Source organism: Pseudomonas sp. JC1203 (assembly GCF_056175065.1).
This window is the reverse complement of record NZ_JBWCAM010000030.1, coordinates 57,118-72,516: the sequence shown is the minus strand read 5'-3', so window position 1 is coordinate 72,516 and position 15,399 is coordinate 57,118. Positions and strand designations below refer to the sequence as shown.

General features: G+C 64.5%; 12 protein-coding genes. 6 read left to right on the top strand and 6 right to left on the bottom strand.

Translation table 11 applies throughout. The features are described 5' to 3' along the window. The first annotated feature begins 651 nt into the window (after window positions 1-651). The 6 genes from AC0SZ7_RS30435 (at window position 652) to AC0SZ7_RS30410 (ending at window position 5,828) form a co-directional block, all read left to right on the top strand. Window positions 652-945 carry a co-chaperone GroES gene (locus AC0SZ7_RS30435; RefSeq protein WP_027976889.1) on the top strand — a complete coding sequence of 98 codons (294 nt, stop codon included), beginning with the start codon at window positions 652-654 and terminating at the stop codon, window positions 943-945. Between the two features lie 48 nt (window positions 946-993). Further along, entirely contained in the window at window positions 994-2,637 is a 1,644-nt protein-coding gene (gene groL, locus AC0SZ7_RS30430; protein WP_027976890.1) for a chaperonin GroEL, read from the top strand. A 144-nt stretch (window positions 2,638-2,781) separates the two neighbouring features. Beyond that, complete coding sequence (colR, locus tag AC0SZ7_RS30425) at window positions 2,782-3,465, top strand: two-component system response regulator ColR (RefSeq protein WP_416426798.1); 684 nt, start codon at window positions 2,782-2,784, stop codon at window positions 3,463-3,465. Further along, complete coding sequence (locus AC0SZ7_RS30420) at window positions 3,455-4,732, top strand: sensor histidine kinase (RefSeq protein WP_475507802.1); 1,278 nt, start codon at window positions 3,455-3,457, stop codon at window positions 4,730-4,732. Before colR ends, AC0SZ7_RS30420 begins: the two co-directional genes overlap by 11 nt. 161 nt (window positions 4,733-4,893) lie before the next feature. Further along, window positions 4,894-5,610: a lipopolysaccharide kinase InaA family protein gene (locus AC0SZ7_RS30415; RefSeq protein ID WP_475507801.1), complete on the top strand. Its 717-nt coding sequence runs from the start codon at window positions 4,894-4,896 to the stop codon at window positions 5,608-5,610. Beyond that, on the top strand, window positions 5,607-5,828 hold the full coding sequence (locus AC0SZ7_RS30410) for a hypothetical protein (RefSeq protein ID WP_475507800.1): 222 nt from the start codon (window positions 5,607-5,609) through the stop codon (window positions 5,826-5,828). The genes AC0SZ7_RS30415 and AC0SZ7_RS30410 overlap by 4 nt, the downstream gene beginning before the upstream one ends. A gap of 107 nt (window positions 5,829-5,935) precedes the next feature. Here the strand turns inward: AC0SZ7_RS30410 and AC0SZ7_RS30405 are convergent, their stop codons facing one another. The 6 genes from AC0SZ7_RS30405 to AC0SZ7_RS30380 all read right to left on the bottom strand — a co-directional run bounded on the left by AC0SZ7_RS30405 (window position 5,936) and on the right by AC0SZ7_RS30380 (window position 15,303). After that, on the bottom strand, window positions 5,936-8,968 hold the full coding sequence (locus AC0SZ7_RS30405) for a multidrug efflux RND transporter permease subunit (RefSeq protein ID WP_475507799.1): 3,033 nt from the start codon (window positions 8,966-8,968) through the stop codon (window positions 5,936-5,938). Window positions 8,969-8,983: 15 nt separating this feature from the next. Then, window positions 8,984-10,111, bottom strand: coding sequence for an efflux RND transporter periplasmic adaptor subunit (locus AC0SZ7_RS30400; protein WP_475507798.1), 1,128 nt, complete (start codon window positions 10,109-10,111; stop codon window positions 8,984-8,986). Window positions 10,112-10,313: 202 nt separating this feature from the next. Further along, window positions 10,314-11,369 carry a DUF1513 domain-containing protein gene (locus AC0SZ7_RS30395; protein ID WP_475507797.1) on the bottom strand — a complete coding sequence of 352 codons (1,056 nt, stop codon included), beginning with the start codon at window positions 11,367-11,369 and terminating at the stop codon, window positions 10,314-10,316. Window positions 11,370-11,371: 2 nt separating this feature from the next. Then, window positions 11,372-12,436 carry an imelysin family protein gene (locus AC0SZ7_RS30390; protein ID WP_475507796.1) on the bottom strand — a complete coding sequence of 355 codons (1,065 nt, stop codon included), beginning with the start codon at window positions 12,434-12,436 and terminating at the stop codon, window positions 11,372-11,374. 20 nt (window positions 12,437-12,456) lie between these two features. Further along, window positions 12,457-13,872, bottom strand: coding sequence for a di-heme oxidoreductase family protein (locus AC0SZ7_RS30385; protein WP_475507795.1), 1,416 nt, complete (start codon window positions 13,870-13,872; stop codon window positions 12,457-12,459). 99 nt (window positions 13,873-13,971) lie between these two features. Continuing rightward, window positions 13,972-15,303 (bottom strand): imelysin family protein, encoded by a 1,332-nt coding sequence (locus AC0SZ7_RS30380; RefSeq protein ID WP_475507794.1) that lies wholly within the window; start codon window positions 15,301-15,303, stop codon window positions 13,972-13,974. Window positions 15,304-15,399 lie beyond the last annotated feature (96 nt).

Below are 15,399 nucleotides of genomic sequence, written 5' to 3'. Positions count from 1 at the left end.
TGCCACCTCATGAACACTGCCCGCAGACAGACATTCCTCAATCAGTGATTGTTTGAGCGATCGGTCGTACTTCGTCATTGAACACCCTCCGGCGAGGTCAGGTGTCCAACATTCGGGGGTCAGTTCAACGCCGACTCACTTTTTGGCAGTCGCCCCAAAAAGTAAGCAAAAAGGGCTCGCCCCTGCTTGGGCCCTCCGCTGCGCTACGGGTCCCCTCCCTCCGGCGTCGCCCAGGCGGCAAACGGCCCCCGCTATAGAAGCTGGCGGGTTGCCGTTTCCTTCGGCTGCGCCGAAGGGCCCTGCGGGCTGCCGCCTGGTCAACGCCTCCGGTCGGCCCTGGCGCTTAACGGGGCCAAGATCAAGAGCCAGATCAAGAGCCAGATCAAGAGCAACATCAAAAGCCAAAGCCAAAGCCGAAGCCAAAGCCGAACGCGGTTGGTGCTTGGGATGGGGGGCTTTGCTGTAAAAATTTTTATGCCCCACCCTTGTAATCGCAACCAGCGACCTCATGTATGGGTCACCGCAAGGTTTCTGGCTTTGCCAGACATTATTCCGCGTCTCGCGCAGCGAGCCGCGACCGGCCCCGCCGGATGAACCACAACGCCGGTACAGACACCGGCCGCTGAAAACCATAATTAGGAGAGATCGACAATGAAGCTTCGTCCTCTGCATGACCGCGTCGTTATCCGTCGCAGCGAAGAAGAAAAGAAAACCGCTGGCGGTATCGTTCTGCCAGGTTCGGCTGCCGAGAAAGCCAACAATGGTGAAGTCATCGCGGTCGGTACCGGCCGAGTGCTGGACAACGGTGAAGTGCGTGCACTGTCCGTGAAAGTAGGCGACAAGGTCGTGTTCGGCCCTTACTCCGGCAGCAACACCGTGAAAGTTGACGGCGAAGACCTGCTGGTAATGAGCGAGAACGAAATCCTCGCCGTTATCGAAGGCTGATAACCCCGCTGCTCTCCCTTTACTACCCAGTATTCAAGGAAAACGATCATGGCTGCTAAAGAAGTTAAATTCGGCGACTCCGCCCGCAAGAAAATGCTGACCGGCGTAAACGTCCTGGCTGACGCGGTAAAAGCGACCCTGGGCCCGAAAGGCCGTAACGTGATCATCGAGAAGAGCTTCGGCGCTCCGACCATCACCAAGGACGGCGTTTCCGTAGCCAAGGAAATCGAGCTGAAAGATCGCTTCGAAAACATGGGCGCGCAGCTGGTCAAAGACGTTGCCTCCCGTGCCAACGACGACGCTGGCGACGGTACCACCACCGCTACCGTTCTGGCCCAGTCGATCGTCAACGAAGGCCTGAAAGCCGTCGCTGCCGGCATGAACCCGATGGACCTGAAGCGCGGTATCGACAAGGCGACCATCGCCATCGTCAAAGAGCTGAAGGGCCTGGCCAAGCCATGCGCTGATTCGAAAGCCATCGCCCAGGTCGGCACCATCTCGGCCAACTCCGACTCCTCGATCGGCGACATCATCGCCGAAGCCATGGAAAAAGTTGGCAAGGAAGGCGTCATCACCGTTGAAGAAGGCTCGGGCCTGGAAAACGAACTGTCGGTTGTTGAAGGCATGCAGTTCGACCGCGGCTACCTGTCCCCTTACTTCGTCAACAAGCCAGACACCATGGTCGCCGAGCTGGACGGCCCGCTGATCCTGCTGGTTGACAAGAAGATCTCCAACATCCGCGAAATGCTGCCAGTGCTGGAAGCCGTTGCCAAAGCCGGCCGCCCACTGCTGATCGTGGCTGAAGACGTTGAAGGCGAAGCCCTGGCGACTCTGGTCGTGAACAACATGCGTGGCATCGTCAAGGTTGCAGCCGTCAAGGCTCCAGGCTTCGGCGACCGTCGCAAGGCCATGCTGCAGGACATCGCCGTACTGACCGGCGGTACCGTCATCTCCGAAGAGATCGGCCTGAGCCTGGAAAGCACTACCCTGGAGCACCTGGGTAACGCCAAGCGCGTCGTGCTGTCGAAAGAAAACACCACCATCATCGACGGTGCTGGCGTTGAGGCTGACATCCAGGCTCGCGTTACCCAGATCCGTCAGCAAGTGGCCGACACTTCGTCCGACTACGACCGCGAAAAACTGCAAGAGCGCCTGGCCAAGCTGTCCGGCGGCGTTGCAGTGATCAAGGTTGGCGCTGGCTCCGAAGTTGAAATGAAAGAGAAGAAAGCCCGCGTTGAAGACGCCCTGCACGCTACCCGTGCAGCCGTCGAAGAAGGCGTGGTACCTGGCGGTGGCGTGGCTCTGGTTCGCTCGCTGCAAGCCATCGCTGGCCTGAAAGGCGACAACGCCGATCAGGACGTCGGTATCGCTCTGCTGCGTCGCGCTGTTGAAGCACCGCTGCGCCAGATCGTTGCCAACTCCGGTGACGAGCCAAGCGTGGTTGTCGACAAGGTCAAGCAAGGCGAAGGTAACTTCGGTTACAACGCTGCCACTGGCGAATACGGCGACATGATCGAAATGGGTATCCTGGACCCAGCCAAAGTGACCCGTTCGGCACTGCAGGCTGCTTCCTCGATCGCCAGCCTGATGATCACCACCGAAGCCATGATCGCCGAGATCAAGGAAGACGCTCCTGCAGGCGGCGGCATGCCTGACATGGGCGGCATGGGTGGCATGGGCGGCATGATGTAAGCCAGCCTTACCCCCAGCTTCATGAAGAACCCCGCCTTGTGCGGGGTTTTTTTATGCCCGGCGGAGCCACCACTGGCCCTCGCTGCCCTAACGCCGTAAGCTGCCTGCGCCCAAGGGCAAACACACTGGATGGAGAACCTGCCCATGCGAATTCTATTGGTTGAAGACAACCGCGACATCCTGGCCAACCTCGCGGATTACCTGGGCCTGAAGGGCTATACCGTCGACTGCGCCCAGGACGGGCTGTCGGGGTTGCACCTGGCGGCCACCGAGCACTACGACCTGATCGTGCTGGACATCATGCTGCCCGGCATCGACGGCTACACCCTGTGCAAGCGCCTGCGCGAGGACGCCCGTCGGGAAACGCCGGTCATCATGCTGACCGCCCGTGACCAGCTGGATGACCGCCTGCAGGGTTTCCGTTCCGGTGCCGACGACTACCTGGTGAAGCCTTTCGCCCTGTCGGAACTGGCCGCGCGTATCGAAGCCGTGCTGCGCCGCGCCCAGGGCGGCGGTCGCCGCAGCCTGCAGGTAGGCGACCTGAGCTATGACCTGGACACCCTTGAGGTATCGCGCCAGGGCCGTACCCTCAAGCTCAACCCGGTAGGGCTGAAGCTGTTGGCGGTGCTGATGCAGAAGAGCCCGCACGTGCTGCGCCGCGAAGTGCTGGAAGAAGCGCTGTGGGGCGATGACTGCCCCGACAGCGACAGCCTGCGCAGCCATGTGCACCAGCTGCGCCAGGTCATCGACAAGCCGTTCGACAAACCATTGCTGCAAACGGTACACGGCGTGGGTTACCGCCTGGCCGAGGGCAAAGATGGAGTTTAAGCAAAGCCTGGCACAACGGATCATCATCGCCTTTGCGTTGATGAGTGCCTTGGTGGCCGGCGCGTTCGCCGTGGGCATCGTCGCCACGGTGCACCTGGTCGAGGAAAAGCTGATTTCGGCGGGGCTGGGCGGCGATCTGCAACGCCTGCTGCTGATGGACAACGTCAGCGACTGGAACCACCGGCCAGAGCCCGACCAGCTGTTCTACTACAGCAGCGGCCGCGGCGATTATGCGTTGCCCAAGGATTTGCGGCACTTGAGCCCGGGCTTCCATGAAGTGTTCCGCGGCGACCTGTCCTACCACGCCATGGTCGAAATCGTCGACGGCCGTCGCTACGTGCTGCTGCAGGACCAGAGTGATTTCGAAGAGCGCGAGCGCGTGCTGTTCGCCGTGGTCGTCGTCGGCTTCGTGCTCAGCCTGGCACTGGCGGTGTTCCTGGGTTGGGTGCTGGCACGGCGGGTGATGGCGCCCGTGGTGCGCCTGGCCCGGCAGGTGCGGCACCGCGATCAGCTGCTGGGCTTGGCCCCGCCACTGGCCCCCGACTACGCCGCGGACGAGGTGGGCGAGTTGGCCGTGGCCTTCGACGCCACCCTGGGCCGCCTGCGCGATGCCCTGAGCCGCGAGCGACTGTTCACCAGCGACGTCAGCCACGAATTGCGCACCCCGCTGATGGTATTGGCGACCTCCTGCGAACTGCTGCTGGAAAACCCGGCGCTGGATACGCGCGCGCGCGCCCAGGTAGAGCGTATTGCCCGTGCCTGCGAGGAAATGCGCGAGCTGGTGCAGACCTTCCTGATGCTGGCTCGCGCCCAGCGCAACGAATCCGAGATGAGCGCGCAACTGAGCCTTGGGCAGGTGGCCGATAACCTGCTGGGGCTGTGGCGTGGCCCTATCGAACAGAAGGGCCTGACGCTGGAGGTGGCGCGTGCCGAGCTGCCGGACACTCGTTACAACGCCACTTTCCTGCTGGCGGTGATGGGCAACCTGCTGCGCAACGCGCTGCACTATACCGACGCCGGTTTCATTCGCCTGACCCTGGAGCCGGGCGGCTTCAAGGTCGAGGACAGCGGCATTGGCATTCCCGAGGAGAAGCGCCTGGCGGTGTTCCAGCCGTTCGTGCGTGCCAACGAAAAGCGCGGCGAGGGCTTGGGCCTTGGCTTGTCACTGGTGCAACGCATCTGCGATGACCAGGGCTGGGAAGTCGACCTCACGCCCCGTGAGCCCAACGGCTGCTGCTTCCAGGTGACGTTGATCACGCCCACTTGACCGGCTGTTCGGCTTGGCGGCCCTGTGCCATTATCGTTCTTGTGTAAAACCCCGCCTCGCTTACTGAGGTTTTCTACACATTTTTCACGTTCCCCTTACTAAGGTGATCGCCATTTGTATGTGGTGTGGCGTGTTCACATCCTAGCCAAGGAGTACCGGTGATGGCAGTCCACGCGACCCCAACCACTTCAGCGCCAGAAACGCGCTTTGATTTTTTCTGGAACCAGCAGGGCGAGTGGGTGGAAGAGCCCAACGTGCGTCGCGGTGGCGAAAGTGGTGTCCAGCGCCTGCAATCGGCCAATGGTCAGCTGCAGTATGTGAAGCGCCAGGTTGGGCACACCTACCGCAGCCTGCGTCACCCCTTCGGCCGCCCCACTGTGCTGCGCGAACGTGATGCGCTGCAAGGCCTTGAGGCTTTGGGGGTGGGCGTGCCGAAAATGGTGTTCTGCGGCGCCCAGCGTGACACCCAGGGCCAGTGGCGGGCGCTGTTGGTCACCGAGTCGCTGGACGGGTTCCAGGAAATCGACCAATGGTATGCTGCGCACGACCGCGCGCAGTACGGCGAAGCGCTGCATGAAGCCATACTCAAGGAGCTGGCCGAGACCCTGGCGCGCATGCACAAGGGCCGTTGGCAGCACAGTTGCCTGTATGCAAAGCATGTTTTCCTGCGGGTGGTGGGCGAGGGCGCGGCAGCGCGTCCAGAGATCGCCACGCTCGACCTCGAGAAGTGCCGCCAACGGTTCAGCGCCCAAAGCGCGGCCCGTCATGACCTCAAGCAACTGCGCCGCCACTCGTCGTTCAGCGACGCAGACTGGAGCAAACTGCTCTATTTTTACCAGACGGCGTTTGGCAGCCCGATCAAAGGTTTAGAGTCATGAAACTAGAAATTGCTCGAGGTTTGTTTTTGCTCGCTGCCCTGGCGGTCAGCACTGCTGCGATTGCAGCCCTGGATCAACCTCGGCCGGGTGTGCTGAGTGTTGAAACTGGCGCGGGGGCTTGCCCCCTGCCTCGAGCGGCCAAATCCCAGGCGGCGGTGCGCCCGGACCAGGACTTGCTGCTGTTCGTGTTCGGCATGGCCCAGGGGCGCATGGGCTGACCCTCCCGATGCTGGGGCGGGAACGGGGGGGAGCTGGCTTGCCAGCGAGCTTTTCAAATCAAAAAGCTCGCTGGCAAGCCAGCTCCCACTGTTTTATGTGGTGCACATCAGGCCGATGAACTGTCCCGCTTTGAGATGAGGGTGTACACGCACGGCAGCACGAACAACGTGAACAGGGTGCCCACCGACATGCCCGTGGCAATCACGGTGCCGATGTCGAAGCGGCTCACCGCGCCGGCGCCCGTGGCCAGTATCAGCGGCACCATGCCAAAGACCATCGCGGCGGTGGTCATCAGCACCGGGCGCAGGCGGATGGCCGCCGCTTCCTCAACCGCTTCCCGCGCGCTCAGGCCCTTGTCACGGCGCAGTTGATTGGCGAACTCGACGATCAGGATGCCGTGCTTGCTGATCAGCCCGATCAAAGTCACCAACCCCACCTGGGTATAGATGTTCAGTGTCGACCAGCCGAGGAACAACGGTATCAGCGCACCGCATATCGACAGCGGTACCGTCACCAGGATCACCAGCGGGTCGCGGAAACTTTCGAATTGTGCCGCCAGCACCAGGAAGATGATCGCCAGCGCCAGGCCAAAGGTTACCCACAGGGCGTTGCCTTCCTGCACGTACTGCCGGGCGCTGCTGCCATAGTCGAAGGCATACCCGGCCGGCGCTTCCTCCGTTGCTATCTGCCGCACCGTCTGCACCGCGTCGCCCATGCTGACGATGGGGAAGCCCTGGATGATCGCCGAGTTCAACTGCTGGAACTGGTTGAGCTGGCGCGGGCGGGCCCGCTCGCTGACGGTGATCAGCGTGGACAGCGGCAGCAGCTGGTTCTGGTTGTTGCGCACGTAATACTGGTTCAGCCACTCGGGGTTGTCGCGGTAGGCGCGCTCCACCTGGGCGATGACCTTGTAGCTGCGGCCATCGAGAGTGAAGCGGTTGATTTCCGACTCGCCCAGCAGGGTGGCCAGGGTGCCACCCAGTTCCTGCATCGACACGCCCATCTGCGCCGCCTTGGCGCGGTCGATGTCCACCACCACCTCGGGCTTGTCGAAGGCCAGGTCAATGTCCAGGAACGCGAACTTGCCGGAGGCCTGGGCGCGGTCCTTGACCCGCTGGGCCACGTCCAGCAGCGACTCGTAGTCGTTGGCAGTGTTGATGACGAACTCGAACGGCAGGCCTTCGCCAGTGCCGGGCAACGCCGGCAGGTTGAAGCCGAAGATCTGCAGGCCGGGGATTTGCGCCAGCCGCGCCTGCACTTCGGGCAACAGTTGCATCTGGGTGCGGCTGCGCTCGTTCCAGGGCTTGAGCAGGAAGCCGCCGATGCCTGACTGCACGCCGTTGAAGCCGTTGATCTGGAACGACGAATAGTATTCGGGGAAGTCCTTGAAGATGCCCAGGAATTGGTCGGTGTAGGTGTTCAGGTAGTCGAGGTTGGTGGGCTGCGGTGCGGTGGCCATCATGAAGATGATGCCCTGGTCTTCGGCCGGGGCAAGTTCGGACTGGCTGAACTTGAGGAACACGGGGATCAGGCACAGCACGATCAGCGCGAACACCACCACCACCGGCCGCGTGTGCAGGGTGGCGTGCAGCAGCCGCTGGTAGCGCTGCTTGATACGCTCGAACAGCTGGTCGAGGCGGTGGGCCAGGCCCTTGGGATTCGGGTCGGCGCGCAGCAGCAGGGCGCACATCATGGGCGACAGGGTGAGGGCGACGATCCCGGAAATCACCACGGCCCCCGCCAGTGTCAGCGCAAACTCCTTGAACAGCGCGCCGGTCAGCCCCTCCAGGAAGCCGATGGGGGCGTACACGGCGGCCAGGGTGATGGTCATCGACACCACCGGCATGGCGATCTCCCGCGCGCCTTCCAGCGCCGCGTCGAACGGCGTGCGGCCTTCCTCGATATGCCGGTGGATGTTCTCCACCACCACGATCGCATCGTCCACCACCAGGCCGATGGCCAGTACCATCGCCAGCAGCGTCAGCAGGTTGATGGAGTAACCCATCAATTGCATGAAGAACAGCACGCCGATCATCGACAGCGGGATGGTGACGACCGGGATGATTACCGAGCGCAGCGCGCCAAGGAACAGGAACACCACGACGATGACAATCAGCACCGCCTCGAACAGCGTCTTCACCACCTCGTCGATGGAGGCCTGGATGAACAGCGTGGCGTCGTAGGCAATGGAGGCCTTGAGGTTGGGCGGCAGCTGGCCTTCCAGCTCGGGCATCAGCTTGCGCACCTCGCGGATCACGTCCAGCGGGTTGGCGCCGGGCGTGCCCTTGATGCCGATGTACACCGACGGCGTGCCGTTGAAGGAGCTGACGGTGTCGTAGTTTTCCGCACCCATTTGCACCCGCGCCACATCCCCCAGCAATACGCGGCTGTCACCGTCGGTCTTGAGCGGTATGGCGGCGAAGCCTTCGGTGGACTTCAGGTCGGTGGTGGCGTTGACGCTGGTGACGATGTACTCGCCCTTGACCTCGCCGGCCGCCGACAGGAAGTTGTAGCGGCGCACCGCGTCGGTGACGTCGTTGGCGCTCAAGCCGTAGCCCGCCAGCTTCACCGGGTCGATCCACAGGCGCATGGCAAATACCTGGTTGCCAAGGATCTGGGCCTCGGCCATGCCGGGCAGCGTCGCCAGCTTGGGCTGGATGACCCGCGACAGGTAGTCGGTGATCTGCGGGTTGTTGAGCTGGTCGCTGTAGAAGCTGATGTACATCAGCGCCGAGGCGTCGGCGGCCTCTTTGCTCAGTACCGGGTCTTCGGCGTCCTGGGGCAGCTTGTTCTTGACCTCGTTGGCCTTGGCCAGCAGTTCGGTGAACAGCCGGTCGCTGTCGGCGCCGATGCGCGCGTAGATGGAAATAACCGAGAAATTCTGTCGGCTCACCGAGGTCATGTAGTCGATGCCTTCGGCGCTCGCCAGGCTCTGCTGCAGTGGCTGGGTGATGTAACCCTGGATGGTCTCGGCGTTGGCCCCGGGGTAGGCGGTGGTAACCGTGATAAGGGCGTTTTCCATCTGCGGGTACTGGCGGATGCTGAGCTTGCTCCACGCCTGGAAGCCCAGCAGCACAATCAGCAGGCTGATGACGCTGGCAAGCACCGGGCGGCGGATGAACGGATCGGTAAAGGCCATGGGCGCGTTCCTGGGTCAGCGGGCTTTGAGGGTGGCGTCGGGGCTGACGCTTACCGCCGCGCCATGGGTGAGCTTGAGTTGCCCACCCGTCACCACCTGCTCGCCGGCACTCAGGCCCTTGCTGACGATGACCAGGCCGTCGCGGCGTTCGCCGGTTTCGACGAAGCGCCGCTCGGCCACCAGCACCGGCTTGCCGTCGGCGCCGTTGACCGGTTTGCCTTGCTCGTCCTTTTTCTCGCCCACCACGTACACCGAATTGCCGTACAGGGTGTAGGCCACGGCGCCCTCGGGCACCACCACCTGGTCGCGCGGTTGCGGCAGCACTACCTGCAGGTTGGCGAACATGCCCGGCAGCAGCTTGCCCTGGGGGTTGGCCAGCGTGCCGCGAATGAGGATGTTGCGGGTGCTGTCATCGACCCTGGGGTTCAGGGCGCTGACGGTGCCTTCGAAGGTCTGCCCCGGGTAAGCCGCCACCGTGACCAGTACCTGCTGGCCGGGGTGGATCTGCGGAATCGCCTGCTCGGCCACGTAGAAGTCCACGTACAGGCTGCTGAGGTCCTGCAGGGTGGCGATCACCGTGCCGCTGGCCAGGTAGTCGCCAACGTCGACCCGGCGAATGCCAATGGTGCCGCCGAACGGCGCCACGATGTTTTTCTTGGCCAGGCTGGCCTTGAGCTGCGCCACCGTGGCCTTGTTCTTCAGCAGCACGGCGTTGAGGCGGTCGAACTCACCTTTGGAGATGGCGCGGCTGTCCACCAGCTGCGCGCCCCGGCCGTAGTCGAGCTGGGCGAGGCCCAGGTCGGCCTGGGCGGTGCCGAGCAGCGCTGTCTCGACGTCGCTGTCGAGTTGCAGCAGCGGCTGGCCGGCCTTGACCTGTTGGCCGGACTGGAACTGGATAGCGCGCACCGTACCGGCTATTTCCAGGCTCAGGTTCACGCCCTGCAGCGCCTTCAGGCTGCCCACCGCTGGCAGCCGCGCCTGCCACGCGCGCTCGCTGGCGGTAACGACGGCCACGGCAACGGGCGGCTTGGGGGCCGAGAACATCTGGACCTGCTGGTAGATCGACCATGCCTTGTAACCACCCAGCAGCAGGACGACAACCAGCACGAGCCCCAGCATGGTGAGCATGCGGCGACGCAACATATTCCGTTTCCCTGGAAAGCGAAGCTAAGAGTTGCAGCACATTATTCTTGTAAGGCGCGGGGCGCCACTGCGCTGTATTTCTGGATATTACGTGTACAAATCATAGTCGCTGTATGCGGGTTTCTGTGGGAGCTGGCTTGCCAGCGAGCTTTTCGGGCCTCACTCAACAACTCGCTGGCAAGCCAGCTCCCACACGGCCCCCTCACGGCCTGCGCAAATGGTTATCCCAAAAACCCGCCGGCAGCTTCAACGGCGTGACCACCGCAGCGGCGGGGCGGCAATCCACCAGACGGCAACGGCCCTGGCCGGAAGTGACCACGAACCCCTGGGGCACCGCCGCCACGCCGGCACAATCGGGCAGGCTGAGTTCCAGGCGCGGCGCAGCGCTGTCCAGGCCCCAGACGAAAAACCGGTTGGCCCGCGGCGCCGTCAGCGCCACCAGGCGCAATGTGTCATGCACCGCGACGCTGGCGCTGTAGTGGGCCATGAGCTGCAGCTGTGATTCGGCAACCGGAAACGGTTCGAACGCCTGGCCCGGGCGCTTGATCGCGAGCAGCGGCGCGCTGTCGCTGCTCGCGCCCATGAATTGCTGGCAGGCCAGCACGGTACCGTCGGCGGCGATGGCCAGGTGGCGGATGCTGTTCATGGGCTGGGGCAGGGTTTCCTGGCTGTACAGTGTGCCATCGCGGCCCATCAGCACCAGGCTGGGGGCCATGGCGTCGAGGTTCATGTCCACGCGGCTCTCGGCTTCGGTGCGAATGCCACCGTTGGCCACCACCAGGGTCTCGCCGTCGGGCATCCAGGCCAGCTCGTGGGGGCCGATGCCGTGGCTTGGCAGTTCGCCTGCCGGCAGCAGGCGCTGGCCCTCGAAGCGATAGACGCCAATGACCCCGCGGCCGGGGTCACGGGTGTCGTTCTCGGTGGTGTATAGCCAGTCGCCGCTGGCATGCACCACGGCGTGGCCATAAAAATGCCGGTCTGGCGCCGCCACCAACGTTTGCAGCAGGCGGCCATCACGCAGGTCCAGCAGGTAGCATTCGGTACCCGGGCGGCGCGCCACGAACACCGCCACGGGTAGCCGTGGGTGTTCGATCACGGCGTGGCAGCGCTGTGGCACTTCTGTCGAAAACACCTCGCGGCCGTCCGGTAAATAGCCCACGGCGTAGTGCCGGCCCTCGGCATCGTCGCGTGCCGACAGCAACAGGCCAGTTTGCGTGGCCGGTGCCAGCAGTTTTTTGCACCATTGCGCCAGGCCCATGTTCAGTCACCGTCGTTGGCGTTGAAGCCCAGGGCAATGCCCAGCGCCTTGGCCAGCTCGCCTTCGTGCAGGCGGTGCAGCACGTTGAGGCGGTCGTAAAGCGTCTCCAGCTGCTGGCGCTCATCGGGGTCGGCCAGCAGCTCGGCCAACGGCCGCTGGTTGGCGTTTAGCCACTGCTGAACGTCGGCGTAGGCACTGTCGACGCGTTGCGCCAGCGGTTGCTGGTCCTTGCTCAAAAGCCCGCGCAGGCCTTTGCCGTCGACCCCTGCCCACACCGCCTGGGCGGCACTGACGCTGGCCTGCAGGCTGTACAGCGAGGCCGCGCTACGCCAGGCCTCGGCCTGCATGGGTTGGGCGATGCCCTTGCTCTGGCGGCCCATGGGCGTGCCGAGTTTTTTCTTCAAGGTGTCCAGTGCGGTGACCTGGGCCCGCAGCAGGTCGGCGATAGCTTCGTGGGAATCGGCGTAGCGCGGGTTGGGGAAATGGCTCATTTGCCAGAGCATGCCCTGGCTGCTGTTCCATTGGCCGAGGATGTTTTGCGCCAGGGCTTGCTGATGTTCGCCGATGGCCACCAGCAACGGGCAATAGCGCGCCATCTGGCTGGCATCGGCGAGGTCCAGGCGCGCGTCGAACAGTATGTATTCATAGGCGGACAAGCCCTGCACCACCACGCTGGCCTTGCCGAGGCTGGCGGCGTCGATGGGCGTGTCGGCGTTCACCAGCTGGTCGACCTGACGCCCGACCAGGTTCTTCTTGTCCGGCCAGAACTGCACCTGCCAGGTGCTGTTGCCTTCGGCCAGCGGGCCAATCAGCAGCGGTTGCAGCTGCGCCCATGCGCGCTGGGCATGCATGAAGTCAGCCCGCGCGGTGGCCAGGCTGGCGCTGCCCTGGCAGAACGCCTGGGCGCTGATTGCCAGCTGCCGGTCGGCCTCGACCCAGCGGGTGTAGGTGGGCAGGATGACCTCGTTGGCGATGGCAGCGCTGGTGACGGCCTGCTGGTCCTGCGGGGTGCAGGCGCCAAGCAGAAGGGCGGCAAGGCTGGTGAACAGCAGTGTGGGACGGAACATTCGCGGGCTCCCGGCGAAACCTAGAGTGAATTCAGAAAGGCCAGCAGCGCAGCACGCTGCCCGGCGTTGAAAGACAGCACGTGACGTTGCGCGGCCGCAGCCTCGCCGCCGTGCCAGAGCACCGCTTCCATGGCATCGCGGGCGCGCCCGTCGTGCAGGAACTGGGTATGGCCGCTGACCGTTTCGTTCAGGCCCATTCCCCACAGCGGCGGGGTACGCCAGTCCTGGCCACCGGCGGCGAACTCGCTGCGCTGGTCGGCGAGGCCCGGGCCCATGTCGTGCAGCAGCAGGTCGGTGTAGGGGCGGATGCGCTGGTTGGCCTGCTCCGGCTCGGCGGCGTCGGCGGCGGTGATGTACTGCGGGGTATGGCAGGTCTGGCAGCCGGCCTGCTTGAACAGTTGCTTGCCGGCCAGCACCTGCGGCGAACTGACATCCCGGCGCGCCGGCACGGCCACGTTGCGGGTGTAGAACAGCACCAGGCGCAGGATGTTGTCGCTGACTTCCGGCTGGCCGCCGTGTGCGGCCAGCAGGCAATCGGTCTGCGCCGCCGTGCAGTTGTCCCGTGGGTGCAGGCGGGTGGTAAGGCCCATGTCGTTGGTGAAGGCATGGGTGTTTTGCTGGTCGAGGGTGGGCTGCCCGGCTTTCCAGCCGAAGCGGCCAATCACGGTCTTGCCCTGGGCGTCATCCCAGACCCGGTTGGGGCGGCCGTTCACACCATCGTCGGTGGCGGCCTGGGCCTGGGCATTGGCGAGGATATCCGCTTCGGCAATGGCCTCCAGCAGGCCCAGGCCAATCATCGGCGGCGCTACCCGGGCGGACAACCGTGCCTCGGGGTGCAGGGGCCCGTAGCCCAGCTGCGTGATCAGCAGCCGAGGCTTGCGCAGTTGCACGGTGGTGCCGTCGTCGAACGTCACCGGGTACGGCTCATAGCTCACGCGCACCTTGGCCTCGGGCAGCACCCCCGGTACGGCCATGTCCTGCAGTTGGGTGCCGTAGACCGGTTCGGGGTTTACCCCCAGCCGCTCGATCAGCGCCGCTTGCTGCAGGGTATTCGGGATGGACACCCGCACCAGCATCGACACGGCGCTGCTGGCGTCCGGCCCTGGCGGGTGGCCGCGGCCGTCCTTGATGTGGCAATTCTGGCAGGCATTGGTGTTGAACAGGGGCCCCAGGCCATCCCGTGCCGTGGTGGTGGCCGGTGCGGTCACCCAGGGGCTGCGAAAGAAGCTGTTGCCGGCGCTGAAGTCCAGCCGGCGCTCGGCGCTCAGGTTGGCGGACGGCTGGGCGTAGGCGTTGAGGTCATCGTGCCAGACCGTGCCCGCGCCACCTGCCAGCGCCTCATCGGGCTCGGTCTCGCCCAGCCGTACGGCGTCGCCGCAACCACCCAGGCACAGGGTGAGCAGCACGGCGCCAAGGCGAGGGGCAGACAATGACATCGATAATCCGGCAGTGAAGGGCGGGGCGGCGAAGCTTATCAGGCCGCCCGCCCGTAAATGGGCGGGGTCAATGTTTGATACAAATTACCCTGGCCAACCTCAGAACGTATGGTCGGCCGTCTCGGGGTTGAGGTCGGTGATGCCCAGCTTGCCCGCTGCCTGTTCGATGCTGGCGGTCTGCTTGACCAGCGCGGCGATGGCGTCGCGCACCAGCTGCTGGCCGGCAGCATTGCCCGGCGCGATCAGTTGGTCGTAATGCTCGCCCTGGCTGGCGCGGTCGACGATGGCTTGCATGCGGGCCTCGGTGGCGGCCAGGTCTGCGCGCAAGGCGGCGTCGGTGGTCGGGTCAGCCTTGGCCACCAGCGCCGCCAGGCTCGGCCCGGTCAACCGGGTGCCGTCCAGGCGCTGGTATTCGCCCAGGTACACGTTGCGAATGCCCTTGGCGTCGTAGAAGTGCGAGTGGTGGGTGTTGTCGCTGAAGCAGTCGTGCTCGTCTTCCGGTGAATTGGCCTCCAGCGACACTTTCATGCGCTCGCCCGCCAGTTCACCCAGCGACAGGCTGCCCATGCCGAAGAGCATCTTGCGCAGGCCTTTCTGCCCAGGCTCGGCCACCAGGGTGGCGCGGTAGTTGTCGGCGACATCGGGCTGCCACTGGGCCAGCATTTCTTCCAGGTCGCTGACCAGCAGCTGAGTCACGGCGGCCAGGTAGGCGCGGCGCCGGTCATTATGGCCGCCGGTGGCGCCAGGGCCTTCCAGGTAGTCCGAGGCCGGGCGGTTGCCGGCGCCAGGCCCGGTGCCGTTGAGGTCCTGGCCCCACAGCAGGAATTCGATGGCGTGGTAGCCGGTGGCGACGTTGGCCTCCGAACCACCCAGTTCGTTGAGGCTGGCCAGGGCCTCGGGGGTGATCTGGGTGACGTCGACCTTGTCTTCGCCGATGCGGATCTGGGCATTGGCAATGATGTTGGCGGTGGCGGCCGGGTTGCCCAATGCCGGTTCATAGTTGGCGTCGACGTAGTCGATCAGGCCTTCGTCCAGGGGCCAGGCGTTCACCTGGCCTTCCCACTCGTCGATGATCGGGTTGCCGAAGCGGAACACCTCGCTCTGCAGGTACGGCACGCGCGCCGCCACCCAGGCCGCACGGGCGGCGGCCAGCGTGGCGGCGTCGGGCTTGGCGAGGAAGGCTTGCACGGCTTTCTGCAACGCCAGCGCGCTGGTGTGGGAATCGGAATACACCGCCAGCACCATGTCGGCGTAATGCGCCACTACCGCCTGGGCGGCAGCTTCGTCGATGCCCTTGCTGCCCGCCGCGGCGCTGCTGCTGGTGGATGCCGGCGGCTGGGCAGCGCTGCCCTTGTCTTCCTTGCTGTCGCCGCAACCTGCGAGCGACACGGCGATGGCCAGCAGGCCGGCGGCCAGGGGCATGTGAGTCATGGCGATATCCTGCGTCGTGAGGGGGGAAACGAGCCCGCAGGCTCGTCTAATCGGCGCAATGATGCGAAGGATATGCATTTCCTGTAAACCGCGAAG

Coding starts and splice junctions, on each gene's coding strand:
- AC0SZ7_RS30395 (WP_475507797.1), bottom strand. CDS start 11,369: ATGGGCCTGGCGCAATGGTGCAAAAAACTGCTGGCACCGGCCACGCAA.
- AC0SZ7_RS30380 (WP_475507794.1), bottom strand. CDS start 15,303: ATGACTCACATGCCCCTGGCCGCCGGCCTGCTGGCCATCGCCGTGTCG.
- AC0SZ7_RS30405 (WP_475507799.1), bottom strand. CDS start 8,968: ATGGCCTTTACCGATCCGTTCATCCGCCGCCCGGTGCTTGCCAGCGTC.
- colR (WP_416426798.1), top strand. CDS start 2,782: ATGCGAATTCTATTGGTTGAAGACAACCGCGACATCCTGGCCAACCTC.
- AC0SZ7_RS30390 (WP_475507796.1), bottom strand. CDS start 12,436: ATGTTCCGTCCCACACTGCTGTTCACCAGCCTTGCCGCCCTTCTGCTT.
- groL (WP_027976890.1), top strand. CDS start 994: ATGGCTGCTAAAGAAGTTAAATTCGGCGACTCCGCCCGCAAGAAAATG.
- AC0SZ7_RS30420 (WP_475507802.1), top strand. CDS start 3,455: ATGGAGTTTAAGCAAAGCCTGGCACAACGGATCATCATCGCCTTTGCG.
- AC0SZ7_RS30400 (WP_475507798.1), bottom strand. CDS start 10,111: ATGTTGCGTCGCCGCATGCTCACCATGCTGGGGCTCGTGCTGGTTGTC.
- AC0SZ7_RS30415 (WP_475507801.1), top strand. CDS start 4,894: ATGGCAGTCCACGCGACCCCAACCACTTCAGCGCCAGAAACGCGCTTT.
- AC0SZ7_RS30385 (WP_475507795.1), bottom strand. CDS start 13,872: ATGTCATTGTCTGCCCCTCGCCTTGGCGCCGTGCTGCTCACCCTGTGC.
- AC0SZ7_RS30410 (WP_475507800.1), top strand. CDS start 5,607: ATGAAACTAGAAATTGCTCGAGGTTTGTTTTTGCTCGCTGCCCTGGCG.
- AC0SZ7_RS30435 (WP_027976889.1), top strand. CDS start 652: ATGAAGCTTCGTCCTCTGCATGACCGCGTCGTTATCCGTCGCAGCGAA.